This window comes from Neptuniibacter sp. PT8_73 (assembly GCF_047778045.1).
Lineage (GTDB): Bacteria > Pseudomonadota > Gammaproteobacteria > Pseudomonadales > Balneatricaceae > Neptuniibacter.
Genome location: NZ_CP180545.1, coordinates 710,035 through 723,431, shown reverse-complemented (window position 1 = coordinate 723,431; position 13,397 = coordinate 710,035). Strand labels below are relative to the sequence as shown.

The 13,397-nt window shown below is 45.8% G+C and carries 15 protein-coding genes; 7 read left to right on the top strand and 8 right to left on the bottom strand.

Translation table 11 applies throughout. The features are described from left to right. Positions 1–69 precede the first annotated feature (69 nt). Complete coding sequence (guaB, locus tag ACMXYN_RS03165) at positions 70–1,539, bottom strand: IMP dehydrogenase (RefSeq protein ID WP_415893460.1); 1,470 nt, start codon at positions 1,537–1,539, stop codon at positions 70–72. 165 nt (positions 1,540–1,704) lie between these two features. Between guaB and xseA the strand changes: the two genes are divergently transcribed. The 4 genes from xseA (at position 1,705) to ACMXYN_RS03145 (ending at position 5,428) form a co-directional block, all read left to right on the top strand. After that, positions 1,705–3,066 (top strand): exodeoxyribonuclease VII large subunit, encoded by a 1,362-nt coding sequence (xseA, locus tag ACMXYN_RS03160; protein WP_415893459.1) that lies wholly within the window; start codon positions 1,705–1,707, stop codon positions 3,064–3,066. A 1-nt stretch (position 3,067) separates the two neighbouring features. After that, the gene (locus ACMXYN_RS03155; RefSeq protein ID WP_415893458.1) at positions 3,068–3,919 is read left to right on the top strand and encodes a peptidoglycan DD-metalloendopeptidase family protein; all 852 of its coding nucleotides are present in this window, start codon (positions 3,068–3,070) and stop codon (positions 3,917–3,919) included. 57 nt (positions 3,920–3,976) lie between these two features. Continuing rightward, entirely contained in the window at positions 3,977–4,600 is a 624-nt protein-coding gene (locus ACMXYN_RS03150; RefSeq protein ID WP_415883548.1) for an FKBP-type peptidyl-prolyl cis-trans isomerase, read from the top strand. 69 nt (positions 4,601–4,669) lie between these two features. Beyond that, positions 4,670–5,428, top strand: a complete 759-nt coding sequence (locus tag ACMXYN_RS03145; RefSeq protein ID WP_415893457.1) for an alpha/beta fold hydrolase — start codon at positions 4,670–4,672, stop codon at positions 5,426–5,428. A 16-nt stretch (positions 5,429–5,444) separates the two neighbouring features. Here the strand turns inward: ACMXYN_RS03145 and ACMXYN_RS03140 are convergent, their stop codons facing one another. The 7 genes from ACMXYN_RS03140 to bioB all read right to left on the bottom strand — a co-directional run bounded on the left by ACMXYN_RS03140 (position 5,445) and on the right by bioB (position 11,327). Beyond that, entirely contained in the window at positions 5,445–6,374 is a 930-nt protein-coding gene (locus ACMXYN_RS03140; protein ID WP_415893456.1) for a putative metalloprotease CJM1_0395 family protein, read from the bottom strand. 83 nt (positions 6,375–6,457) lie between these two features. Then, positions 6,458–6,709 carry a hypothetical protein gene (locus ACMXYN_RS03135; protein ID WP_415883545.1) on the bottom strand — a complete coding sequence of 84 codons (252 nt, stop codon included), beginning with the start codon at positions 6,707–6,709 and terminating at the stop codon, positions 6,458–6,460. A gap of 85 nt (positions 6,710–6,794) precedes the next feature. Continuing rightward, positions 6,795–7,484: a dethiobiotin synthase gene (gene bioD, locus ACMXYN_RS03130; protein ID WP_415893455.1), complete on the bottom strand. Its 690-nt coding sequence runs from the start codon at positions 7,482–7,484 to the stop codon at positions 6,795–6,797. Positions 7,485–7,494: 10 nt separating this feature from the next. Beyond that, a complete protein-coding gene (bioC, locus tag ACMXYN_RS03125; RefSeq protein WP_415893454.1) occupies positions 7,495–8,283 on the bottom strand; it encodes a malonyl-ACP O-methyltransferase BioC in 789 nt (262 codons plus the stop codon). Continuing rightward, complete coding sequence (bioH, locus tag ACMXYN_RS03120) at positions 8,283–9,059, bottom strand: pimeloyl-ACP methyl ester esterase BioH (protein WP_415893453.1); 777 nt, start codon at positions 9,057–9,059, stop codon at positions 8,283–8,285. The genes bioC and bioH overlap by 1 nt, the downstream gene beginning before the upstream one ends. Next, positions 9,060–10,226 carry an 8-amino-7-oxononanoate synthase gene (bioF, locus tag ACMXYN_RS03115; protein WP_415893452.1) on the bottom strand — a complete coding sequence of 389 codons (1,167 nt, stop codon included), beginning with the start codon at positions 10,224–10,226 and terminating at the stop codon, positions 9,060–9,062. A gap of 57 nt (positions 10,227–10,283) precedes the next feature. Then, complete coding sequence (bioB, locus tag ACMXYN_RS03110; protein WP_415893451.1) at positions 10,284–11,327, bottom strand: biotin synthase BioB; 1,044 nt, start codon at positions 11,325–11,327, stop codon at positions 10,284–10,286. 110 nt (positions 11,328–11,437) lie between these two features. On the opposite strand from bioB, the gene ACMXYN_RS03105 reads away from it, so the two are divergent. From ACMXYN_RS03105 to ACMXYN_RS03095, 3 genes are all read left to right on the top strand, one after another. Beyond that, complete coding sequence (locus ACMXYN_RS03105) at positions 11,438–12,133, top strand: ComF family protein (RefSeq protein WP_415893450.1); 696 nt, start codon at positions 11,438–11,440, stop codon at positions 12,131–12,133. Between the two features lie 99 nt (positions 12,134–12,232). Continuing rightward, the gene (tsaA, locus tag ACMXYN_RS03100) at positions 12,233–12,943 is read left to right on the top strand and encodes a tRNA (N6-threonylcarbamoyladenosine(37)-N6)-methyltransferase TrmO (RefSeq protein WP_415893449.1); all 711 of its coding nucleotides are present in this window, start codon (positions 12,233–12,235) and stop codon (positions 12,941–12,943) included. A gap of 85 nt (positions 12,944–13,028) precedes the next feature. Continuing rightward, positions 13,029–13,385: a hypothetical protein gene (locus ACMXYN_RS03095; protein ID WP_415893448.1), complete on the top strand. Its 357-nt coding sequence runs from the start codon at positions 13,029–13,031 to the stop codon at positions 13,383–13,385. The last annotated feature ends 12 nt before the right edge of the window (positions 13,386–13,397 follow it).

Below are 13,397 nucleotides of genomic sequence, written 5' to 3'. Positions count from 1 at the left end.
GACATTAGCGTCGCCGCAAAAAAAAAAGGGGGCGGATTCTATCCACCCCTCTTTTCAGAGTTTATTTACTTAGCTTACGCGGTAGTTTGGCGCTTCTTTAGTGATGCTCACATCGTGAACATGACTTTCGCTCATACCCGCGTTAGTGATACGTACAAACTGTGGAACTGTACGCATAGTTTGAATATCACCACTACCGGTGTAGCCCATCGCTGCACGCAAGCCACCTACTAACTGGTGAACTACGCCGCCCATTGGACCTTTACAAGGTACACGACCCTCAATACCTTCTGGCACCAACTTCTCAACGCCTTTAGAAGCATCTTGGAAGTAACGGTCAGAAGAACCTGAAGATTGACCCATAGCACCTAGAGAACCCATGCCGCGGTAAGACTTGAATGCTCGACCTTGGAATAGTTCAACTTCACCTGGCGCTTCATCAGTACCCGCTAGCATAGAACCAACCATGATCGCAGATGCACCCGCAACAATTGCCTTAGCTAGGTCACCAGAGAAACGCACACCACCATCAGCGATAACTGGAACACCACGCTCAGCCATAGCAGTAGCAACATTAGCTACAGCACTGATCTGAGGCACACCAACACCTGCAACGATACGTGTAGTACAGATAGAACCAGGGCCGATACCAACTTTAACGCCATCAGCACCTGCATCAGCTAGCGCAATTGCTGCTTCAGCAGTAGCAATGTTACCGCCAATCACTTGGACCTGTGGGTAAGTCTGTTTAACCCAAGCAACGCGATCAATAACACCTTTAGAGTGGCCGTGTGCAGTATCAACAATAACTACGTCAACGCCAGCTTCTACAAGTGCGGTTACACGATCAGGTGTTTCAGGGCCAGTACCTACTGCAGCACCAACGATCAAACGACCTTTAGCATCTTTAGCAGCATTAGGATGAGACTGAGCCTTATTCATATCCTTAACTGTCATCATGCCTTGTAGTTTGAAGGCATCATCAACAACTAGGATTTTTTCAATACGGTGCTTACGAAGCAGATTGCGAACTTCATCAGGGTCTACACCCTCTTTTACTGTTACCAAACGCTCTTTTGGCGTCATAATAGAAGCAACAGTCGCATCTAGCTTACGTTCAAAACGGAAATCACGGTCAGTCACAATACCAACCAGATCGTCGCCATCAACTACAGGGAAGCCGGAGAAACCAACTTCAGCAGACAGCTGACGTAGTTCACCTACAGTCATAGTAGAGCTGCAAGTTACAGGGTCACTTACAACACCTGCTTCATATTTTTTAACGCGACGAACTTCAGCAGCTTGCTGCTCAATTGTCAGGTTCTTATGGATGATCCCGATACCGCCTTCCTGCGCCATAGCTATAGCCAGACCGGATTCAGTCACGGTATCCATAGCAGCAGAGACCAAAGGAATATTCAGTTGAATACCTTTAGTCAGTTGAGTTTTCAGTGAAACGTCCTTTGGCAGTACTTCAGAGTAGCCCGGAACCAGCAACACATCGTCAAAAGTGAGTGCTTCCTCAGCAATTCGCAACATTCTTTGCCAGCCTGTGTAGTAAGTAAAATTTAAACGGGAAATTATACAGAAATTAGCCTTTTGTCTCAATCTAAAACTTGTAAATTACAAGGTAATTACGAGCTAGTTTTCATTTTTTTTGCTTTCGGATGCAGTAACACGAATAGATCGTTTAATATGAGGGCCATGCAGAACTCAAATAGCTTTAAATCCGGCACTCAATCCCATGCGATCAGTGTCTCGGAACTGAATAGACAAGCACGTACTTTGCTTGAGCGATCATTTCTTACCATTCAAGTAGAAGGCGAGATCTCTAACTTTGTTCGCCCTAGTTCTGGCCATTGGTATTTCACCCTTAAAGATGACAAAGCCCAAGTACGCTGTGCCATGTTTAAGAACCGCAACCAAGTGTTAAGCAAGCAACCCAAACAAGGGGACAAAGTTATTGTCCGCGCTAAAGTTAGCTTGTATGAAGGGCGTGGCGACTATCAATTAATCTGCGACTTTCTAGAACCCGCTGGCAGCGGCCAACTTCAAGTTGCTTTTGAAGAGCTAAAGAACAAACTCTTGAAAGAGGGTTTGTTTGACCGCAAACAAAAACAAGCGCTTCCGGAGCACCCTAAACACATTGGCATCGTCACTTCACCTACAGGTGCGGCAGTACACGATATTTTAACGGTGCTAAAAAGGCGCTTCCCTGGCTTGCCCGTCACTATTTATCCGACAGCCGTGCAAGGCGAAGATGCCCCACAACAAATCTGCAAAGCGATAATTCTGGCTGAAGCGCACCAAGTTTGTGACGTTCTCGTCGTGGGGCGCGGCGGAGGCTCACTTGAAGATCTGCAAGCTTTCAACAACGAACAAGTTGCACGCACTTTATTTGACTGTGAAATACCCACTATCAGCGCAGTAGGTCATGAAGTTGATGTGGTCATTACAGACTTTATAGCCGATATCCGCGCAGCAACCCCCTCCGCTGCTGCAGAATTAGTCAGCCCAGACCAACAAGAGCTACAACTACGCTTAAATCAGCTCAGCCTTCGACTTAAGCGCCAACAAAAGCAACAGCTTTTTACCGCCAAACAGCAACTTTCGAATTTACAGAGTCGATTACGCCATCCTGGCCAGATTTTAAAAGAGCAAGCTCAACGCTTGGATCATGTAGAGCTAAAACTTAACAATCAAATCAGACGCATCCTCGCGCAAAAGCAAATCAAATATCAGCAATTGGAAGGGCGTTTAAAGGCCCAATCACCTGAACAGCTGTTGCTACGTAGGGAAGAACAGCTCCAAGCGCTGTATCAACGCCTTAAGCAAGCATGCCAATCAAGCTTAAAAAGTCAGCAATTAAAGCTTTCTTCGCTGGCGAGCCAGTTACAAACTGTTAGCCCACTTGCTACGCTAGAGCGAGGCTACTCCATCACCAAAGATAGTGACAAAAAAGTTATTCAATCAGCCTCTGATGTTGTCAGCGGACAAAAAATAGAAGTTCACTTACACAAAGGACAACTTCACTGCAGCGTAGATGAAGTCATCACGGAACATTAATATGATCAGAAAAGCATTCACCAAATCACTTCTACTATTTACAGGCTTATGCGCTTTCAGCATCAATGCGCAAGCTCTAGAACTTCCAACCGAAAGCCGCGTACCGGGCGGCGTTGCTATTTTACCGCTTGAAGGCCTTACATCAGCTATCGCGCCATCCGCTTGGTATAAGGGAAACCGCGTTATGGTGCTACCTTCAACAGATACCGCATACGCGGATACCAGCAAATGGATTGCTGTAGCAGGTATACCGTTAAGCGCCAAACCAGACAAGAAACAACACTTAAAAGCTGACGGAACCTCGTATTACTTTCAGGTTGAAGACAAAGAGTACAAAGCTCAGTATCTAACCATCAAAAACAAACGCCACGTAGAACCTGATCCTGAAGATGTAAAACGCTGGCGCCGCGAAAAAGCTAAAATGGTCGCAGCTTACAAAAATTGGAGTGAGCCTGAGCAATTACCGACTCGGTTTGTTATTCCTGCAAAAGGCCCTTATAGCAGCCCATTTGGCTTAAAACGTTTTTATAACAAACAGCCTCGCAACCCTCACAGCGGATTAGATATTGCGGCACCTAAAGGCACGCCAATTACCGCACCATCTGCAGGCACCGTTGTAGACACTGGACACTACTTCTTTAATGGCAAAACAGTCATTATTGATCATGGTTACGGCATGACAACGATGTACTGCCATATGAGTAAAATCGATGTAGAAATCGGTGACGTACTCCAAACAGGTGACAAGCTTGGGGAGATAGGATCAACAGGACGTTCCACGGGACCACATCTTCATTGGGGTGTAAGCTTGAATAATACACGCGTCGACCCCATATTGTTTTTAAGCAAATAAGTTTCTATAGCGAGCTGCGAGATTGCTCGCTTTTTTTGACTCAACGAGAATCAATAAATGTCTGATCTTCAATTTGAAACACTAGAACAGAAAGCAAGCTACGGTATCGGCCGTCAAATGGGCGACCAGCTAGCACAACAGCCATTCGAAGGCATGGATCTAAATGCTATCTCCGCAGGTATCGCTGATTCTTTCAACGGCGAAGCGATGCGCGTAGAAGTTCAAGAGATCCAAGAAGCGTTCAACGTAATCAACGAACGTCTTCGTGCAGCTCAAGAAGCACAAGCTAAAGAAGCAGCTGCGGCAGGTGAAGAATTCCTAGCTGAAAACGCTAAACGTGAAGGCGTTGTTGTTCTTGAATCAGGCCTACAGTACGAAATCATCGAAGCAGGTGAAGAAGGCGACAAACCTTCTCGCGAATCTACTGTTCGTACTCACTACCACGGCACTTTCACTGACGGTAAAGTATTCGACAGTTCTTACGATCGCGGCCAACCAGCAGAATTCCCTGTTGGCGGCGTAATCGCTGGCTGGACTGAAGCTCTTCAGCTAATGAACAAAGGCGCTAAATGGAAGCTATTTATCCCTTACAACCTAGCTTACGGCGAGCAAGGTTCTCCAGGTGGCATCCCTCCTTACTCTGCGCTTGTATTTGACGTAGAGCTACTAGATATTCTGTAATATCTAAGTAAGTTAATACCCAAGGCGGCCCTGACTTATCAGCGCCGCCTTTATTTTGAGTAATAGATAATGAAACTGAACTATCAGATTCACGGCGAAGGTGAACCTTTAATTATTTTGCATGGCCTGTTTGGCACCCTTGAAAACTGGGGCGCTCAGATCAAAGTTCTATCAGAGCACTTTCAAGTAATCGCTGCCGACATGAGAAATCACGGCCGCTCTCCACACTCGGCGGAGATCGACTACGAACTAATGGCTAGTGATATCGCTGAATTGATGCAGGATCTAAAGCTAAACAAAGCCCACATTATCGGCCACTCAATGGGCGGTAAAGCAGCCATGCAATTTGCTATTACTCATCCCGAACTCATAGCAAAGCTGGTAATTGTTGATATAGCCCCAGTGGAATATACGCCCCATCATGACGATGTATTCAAAGGGCTATTTTCAGTAGACCTAACATCACTGAAATCTCGCGGTGATGCTGATAAGCAACTCTCAGCTTTTGTCGACGAATTGGGTGTTAGAGCATTCCTGCTGAAGAACCTTTACCGTACCGAAGATAAGCAATTTGCATGGCGAATGAATCTAAACGCATTGCATAACCAATACTCCAATATCAGCGCTGCCCCTCAAGGTAACCCCTATACAAATCCAGTCCTATTTATTAAGGGCGCAAAATCAGATTATCTACTACCCAAATATCGTGATGCGGTTTTAGGTCTATTCCCTAAGGCAGATTACAAAATCATCCAAGAAGCTGGCCATTGGCCGCACGCAGAAAAACCGGCTGAATTTACACAGCTCATATTGGATTATTTACGGTAGGAAAGGATTGACCAGCTTATACTTGCTGGTCGAGTAGAGAGCCTTCAGGGAAAAGCTTTTGGAAGACACCTGCATCAACTAGTTTTTTGTTGATCTGTGCAAGCTCTTTATTGATATCTTTCATGCGCTCATTAAAGTCATTTAGAGCCTCAGCAGCACCATCAGAACGAGCCTGTTGCTGATCTCTAAATTCCTGCAAACGCTCACCTGCAGTTGGAGAATCATCCTCATCTTCAGATTCTGACTCTTCAGCAGCACTAGTCTCTTCAGCTCTTACATCTTCCTCTTGCTGCAGGATCTCCGCGCGTGCTTCAGCTGCCATAGCGCGAGCATCCGCTGCTGCTGCACGATCAGCTGCAGATGGCTCTGCAACACCTAGCGCAGCTCTTTGGATAATTTCGGCTTTCTCTAAAGTCGCCTGCGGATCATTCGGCACTGGAGAAGTATCTATTTTTACTTCACCAGCCACGGCATAAAGGCGACCATCCGGACCACGCTCATAGGTGTAGCTAGGCGCAGAGGTATATTGTCCGCCGATGGAAGCGTGTGCCTGCTCATGAGCTCTGACTTCACGGTCACGCTTAGCAAGATCTCGTGTTATCTCGAGCTCTTGTTGCTCTTGTGCCTGCTCAGATTTAGAAACACCTAAGGATGATGAAGACTCTAACCCTACCAGCTCAGCATCATCAGATTCCAAGCCAACAAGTTCGCCATCTTCACGTTCAAGTTCTGTAGACGTTGTACTTGCAAGACGGGATAGTTCGGCAGCTTCGGCCGAAAGGGTGACGCGATCTCGGTTAACCAAACCGCGACTGGATTGTAGCTCTTGTTCAGGCGCCACGTTTTCAACAGTCGCAAGCACCTTCCTCGCTTCACTCGAGCGAAGTTCTTGCGGTATAGCACTGGCATTCAGTGCTTGGGAATTAGCTGCATTGAATATCTGCACCAGCTACACCCCTCTGTTGATTATGTGTAAAGCAGTCTCTGCTTTCACCTGTTCACCACATCCATTTATTGATCAATGTACGTTTACACACGTACATTAATAATCGCACCAGGCTCGCCCGGCTCTTCCAATTGACTGACAACTTTTGTCGCAGCAGCTTCTACATCAGTTCCTGCTGCTGATTCTAGTACCGCTTGGTTTTGATCACGGCCTGTAGCTTCTTCAGGTTGATCTGGCTTACCAGAGCCAGTGACATCACTAGCAGCTCGTGGCGCGTTGTCTAAACCACGATTGATACCGACCAAACCTGTCTGCAAAGCATTGGTTACATTCATAGCCACCACCTCTATATTTTTTAAACACAGCTATGGCAACAGTAATTATAGAACATCGCGAGAAGATGTTCATTTTTTGATCATGTTAATTATTCAACAATAAATCGAGATCAATATATTGGGCAACATTTTTTGCAGAAGGTTCATCTAGATATGGCACTTCGCCAAGTAGAGGTGCGCGCAGCATATTTGCGATAGTTTCAACATTTTCTCCGTAACAATCCATCTCTGGATCAACACGGTTAGCAATCCACCCTGCTAACTGAAGGCCATCTCGGGAGATGCTTTCGGCAGTCAACAAAGCATGATTAATACAACCAAGTTTCATACCCACTACCATGACCACTGGCACATTCAAAAGCTTAGGAATATTAGCCATAGTTTCGCGAAAACTTAACGGCACACGCCAGCCACCCGCACCTTCAATAATCACAAAATCAGCAGGCTGCATTAAAGCACCTTTACACATCGCAGCGATGCGATCAGCGTTTAATACACGGTTTTCTTTCATTGCGGCAATATGCGGTGCAATAGGAGGTTTAAATGCAAAAGGGTTTACTTGCTCATACGCCATAGCAACGGATGCTGTCTCTTGCAGAGCAAGCGCATCAGAATTACGCAAGCCGTCCTCTGTTTCTTCACAACCTGCGGCGATAGGCTTCAAACCGATCGTTCTTAGTTCACGCTGATTAGCGGCCTCAAGCAGCCCCGTAGAAACCACTGTTTTTCCAGCATCGGTATCTGTACCTGCAACAAAGAAACTTCGCTTACCCACAACCTAACTCCTAAACTTCTTTTTCAAATACAGCGTATATAACCTGATAGGTCGCCGGCAAAGCCCCATCATTCAAACGTTGCTGTTCATAACCTTCTTTAAAACGACGCACCCGCTCTCGCCCAGTCAGACCTTGTTGCTGACCAGCGTTCATATTGTGCGCCCCGAGCCTTTTTAGCTCATCTGTTAGCTGCTTTAACTGTGAATAACGTAACACCTTATTCTTCTGCTCGAGGGTGTGGCAGCTGAGTGTTTTCGGTAAAGCGGCCTTTAACTGCTCCACGGACATAAACTGATTCACATGGGTAAAGCTGTCAGCGTGAGACCAAGCCTGACGAAGCTCTTTAAGGGTATCAGGCCCCAGCGTCGCAACTACAAAGCGACCACCCGGCTTTAACACACGACTTATCTCTGAGAACAAACCCTCTACGTCTTCACACCACTGTATCGCTAAACTGGAAAAGATCAGATCTAACTGCTGATTAGCAATCGGCAGTGCCTCTGCATCAGCACAGATCCAATGAGTTTGATCTTCACAGCGCTGCGCACGGGAGAACTGCAACATCCCCAAGGCAAGATCTAGATTGAGTAAAGTTGAATCTGGGTAGGCATGCTTGAGCTTAGGGGTGAAATAGCCTGTACCACAGCCTAAATCCATCATGGTAGATACAGCTTGCTTAGGGAGATAAGCCAATAGCTCCTGTCCAACCTCTCGTTGCAAGTCAGCAACACTGTCGTACGTCTGAGCAGCTTTGCTAAATGAATCCGCTACGCGGCGCTTATCAATCAACAGATCCACTATGATTGATCCCCTTGAACAAAGCCAAGAATATCAGCCACTACGTCAGCTTGATGAGAAAGGAAAGGTAAGTGGCCGGCACCTGTATAAGTCACCACTTTACCACCACTTACACTCTTGCAAGCCTCTGCCGCTGAATTTGGAACTAGGTGATCGACCTCTCCAAATAGGTGTAACACTGGCAACGCTAATTTTTTTAACTCCGGACGTTGATCTAAGCGCAATAAAGCCAAGCTCTCTTCAGCTGCCGTGTGCTCCACATCCGATAAGATCTTTTTAAGTGCTTTCAGAATCTCTCGACCTGCTTCAGCTCCTTGTGTTTGCAGCATAATAAAACGGGTTAAGGTCTTTTTCTGATTCTGAGCAAGCGATGCTTCGAAAGCTTGGTGCGTTACTTCATCCATAGCCGATGGCCAATCATCGCGCTGAACAAAGCAAGGGTTAGAAGCAATAGTAATCAACTTATCCACACGCGCGGGGAAACGATCCGCAAAAGCAACAGCGATCTGCCCACCCATTGACCAACCTAACCAGATTGCCGATTCAGGCACCTGCTTCACTAGCAGATCCAATACCGCATCAAGCGTATAAGGGGTAGGAAACTCTTGTGAACGGCCCAAACCCGGTAGATCGATAATCGTCAGGCTAAAATGCTCTGCTAATTGATCAGCAAATGGGCCCCATACCTGCCCTGTCATACCCCAACCGTGCAATAGGACTAGTTCAGGCTTGCCTGGGTTTTCGCGGTACTCTTTATAAAGCTTTACTTGGCTCATCTACGCCTGCTCTTTAATAACTTTTTCTAAAGTGCCTAATAAGCACTCAACTTGCGCTTCTGTATGCGCGGCACTTAAGGTCACTCGTAATCGTGCGCTGCCTTGAGGAACAGTCGGCGGACGAATCGCACTGATGAATATGCCTTCTCGCTCAAGCCCCTGACTAATCTGGATCGCTTTATCTGATTCGCCAATTACAATTGGCTGTATCGGCGTTGGAGAGTCCATTAGATTCAATCCTAAATCATCACAACCTTTTCGGAATTGCTGGATCAACGCTTCGAGCTTTTCTCTACGCCAGTTTTCTTCACGCAATATACGTAAACTCGTTAAGGTAGCAGCAGCCACTGCTGGCGGCATGCTTGTGGTATAGATGTAGGTTCTAGCGTGTTGAATTAAGGTCTCGATGAGCTCTTCAGAACCGGCCACAAATGCACCCGCAGTACCAAAACCTTTACCCAAGGTGCCCACCAGCACTTCCGGGGAATGCGGCCCCATAGAAAAATATTCCGCACAGCCACCGCCTTGCTTACCTAAACAACCAAAGCCATGCGCATCATCAACCATTAACCAAGCGTTATGATCACGACACACTGAAGCGAGTGCAGGCAGATCAGCCACATCGCCGTCCATGCTAAATACGCCATCAGTAACCACTAACTTACGTCGAGCCTCAGATCTGCTCAGGCGTGTATCTAGACTCTCTGAGTCATTATGCAAGTAACGCTGAAAACGCGCGCCGCACAGCAATCCAGCATCCAATAGAGAGGCGTGATTTAAACGGTCCTGAAATACCGCATCTTGTTTATCCAATAAAGCATTTACGGCACCAATATTCGCCATATACCCGGTTGAGAAAAGCAGCGCTCTGGGTCTGCCTGTAAATTCGGCAAGCGCCTCTTCAAGCTCATGATGAGCCTGGCTATGCCCATTCACTAGATGCGAAGCGCCACCACCAACGCCATACTTATCTGCCGCTTTTTGAAAGCTTTGGATAACGTCAGGGTGATTAGCCAATCCCAAATAGTCATTTGAGCAGAAAGCAAGATATTCGCGCCCATCCACGCTCACCATAGGCTGCTGTGGCGTTTCTAACGTACGGCGTTGACGATAAAGAGACTGCTGCTTTCGCTGCTGCAGCTCCTCAGACAAGGAGTCAAAAGACATAGTAAATCTCTAAGGGGTATAGAGTAGGAGGTAGTCTTCGCTACCCCCTATAAGCCATTAAGCTTCGTAGAAGTGGGTGCTATCCTGCTGCTTCTGCAGATTGCTCATTAATGCAGCTTCTTGGGTTTCATCCGTATCAGAGATACGTTGCTCCATGTTGATACCCAACTTTTTAAACAGCTGAACATCGCGATGTGTTTCTGGATTTGGTGTCGTTAGTAGACACTCTCCATAGAAAATAGAGTTAGCGCCAGCAAAGAATGTCATCGCCTGCATTTCATCGCTCATTTTTTCACGACCAGCAGACAAACGAACATGGGATTTAGGCATCATGATACGCGCCACAGCAATCATACGAATAAAATCGATATGATCTAAATCTTCAACATTTTCTAGCGGAGTACCCGATACTTTAACCAGCATGTTGATTGGTACACTTTCAGGCTGCACTGGCATATTCGCTAGTTGCATCAATAAACCGTAGCGATCCTTTGCCGTTTCGCCCATACCCAAAATACCGCCACTACAAATTTTCATACCGGAATCACGAACATTCTGTAGCGTGTCTAAACGATCCTGGTAAGTACGAGTAGTGATAATTTTGTCGTAAAACTCAGGAGAAGTATCCAAGTTATGGTTGTAATAATCCAAACCCGCATCCGCAAGCTGTTGAGCCTTGCCTTCATCCAACATACCCAAAGTCATGCAGGTTTCTAAACCCATCTCTTTGACCTTTTGAACCATCTCGATTACATAAGGCATATCTTTATCTGCTGGGTGTTTCCATGCCGCGCCCATACAGAAACGGGTTGAACCTGTTTCTTTGGCTTTACGAGCCTTCTCCAATACTTTTTCAACTTGCATCAAGCGCTCTTTTTCCAGACCAGTATTGTAATGACCACTCTGCGGGCAGTATTTACAATCTTCTGGGCACGCACCTGTTTTAATAGAAAGCAGCGTACTAACCTGAACTTCATTCGGGTCGAAGTTTTCGCGATGCACTGTCTGCGCTTTAAACATCAGATCATTAAAAGGCAGTTCAAACAGAGCTTTTACCTCTGCTTCTGTCCAGTCATGACGAATTGCACCTAGTTGTTGCATCTTGCTTCTTCTCCCGAGAAAATAGCGATACAGGCAGGAAGCCTAGCACCACGATAAAACGTACCAAAATAAAGCGACAATTTTATCCTGACAGAAGGAACTGTCAACCAATGAAAAAACCAATAGTAGACTACAGTGTGTTTTTTGATCTATGCATTTTATGTCAGCTCAAGCTTGATACACCCTCTAAAAGCAATATCTGCTCTAGCTGCTTACAAGATCTACCTTGGTTAGAACACTGCTGTAAAGTCTGCGCCCTTCCCCTCCCTAGTGATCAAGACAACTTAATTTGCGGTCAATGCCAAAAGAAACAACCGACCTTTAAGCAAGCCCAAGCGCTTTTCCACTATCAATTTCCTATTAACCAACTCATTAGCGGCATTAAATTCAATCGTAATACTCAGTTTATAAGCCATATAGCCCGACTGATGGCTGATCATTTAACAACTCACCAACCCATCGATTGCTTGATGCCGATCCCCATGCATAGATATAGCCTTATAAAACGAGGTTTTAATCAAGCAGCGCTCCTCTGCGAGAAGATAAGCCAATACAGCGGCATACCCTCAGACCATAACTCACTCATCAAAATAAAGAGCACACCACAACAGCGCTCCCTATCCCGTAAAGAACGACTCAAGAATCAAAAAGGTGCTTTCAAATGCAAACAAATCACACATAAGCGAATATTGTTAGTTGATGATGTAATGACTACAGGGGCGACTTTCGAAGCAGCGAGCCTCGCGTTACTCAATGCCGGCGCCGAACAGGTTTATGGATTGGCTTTAGCTCGAACAGATAAATAGTGTGTTAAAGAATTAAAAAGAAGAGTAGTGGCATTAAAGGAAAATAAAGAGTACAAACCTGAGTTCAAAACTAGTGACAACTAATTTGCGACTTCACTTATGCCAAGTACTTACTCCATAGCTCCAATCGCCGTCATCCGAAGCCCTTATAAAGAGAAATTTGGCATCCCTAGGCAGCCCAATTTAGCGAAAAGCGTCACGACTCGTGTTGAGATCTTAGAAGAGTTTTCTAGTGATGAGATTGTTAGGGGCTTGGAAAACTGCAGCCATATCTGGCTCCTTTTCCTATTTAGTGAGTGCATTGATAAAGGCTGGAAACCTACAGTCCGTCCTCCTCGCTTAGGCGGCAATAAAAGACTTGGGGTATTCGCTACACGCTCTCCTTTTCGCCCCAATCCTATCGGGTTGTCCCCTGTTCGCTTAGTTAGCATCGAAAAAACATCTAACGGTATTGAACTAGTGATTAGTGGTGCAGACCTATTAGACGGCACCCCTGTCATTGATATAAAGCCATACCTGCCTTACTCAGACATTATCTCTGATGCTGAATACCCAATGGCAGATAAAATCACCCTTCTAGCTCAACCGGTTAAATTTTCGGAACAAGCCCAACAAGAAATTTCAGCTAGTGAAATCCGGTTACAACAGCCGTTAAAACAGCAACTTAGCGAACTTCTGCAATGTGATCCGCGTCCAGCTTATAAAAAGAACGATGCCGAAAAAAGTTACGGAATAAAGTTACACGATCTTAACGTTCGCTTTAGAATCACAGATCAAGAAATAACGGTTGATTCAATCACGGTCGAATAACATCCGCCTCAACGATAGCGAGACTGATTCAGCTATTCTTCAGGCTAAACTAATTAATATACGCCTATAGCTTTTGGAGGCTTATATGCTGTATTTACGCGCATTGATCTGCACTGCACTAGTGACTTTTTCGGCATCAGCACAAGCAAACGAACATTTAGAACAGATTCCTGATTGGTTACTCACACTGCCCGAGAGTATCGAGCAGCTTGAAAGCACGGGAAAGACGAGTTCTATCTATCTGAAGAACTACATGCAATGTATGGATGATCAACAAGCGTTGAATCAGAAGGAATCTCCTACAGTCGGCCAGGTTATCGACAATGCTTTAGACGCGGGCAATGAATGCGCGCCTTTGTTAAACGATATGCTAGATGAAATAAAAGATTCCGTAGGGTCGCAAACGCCCTCATCCGATAACCAAACTAACAAAAGCTTATAACCAAACACCTGA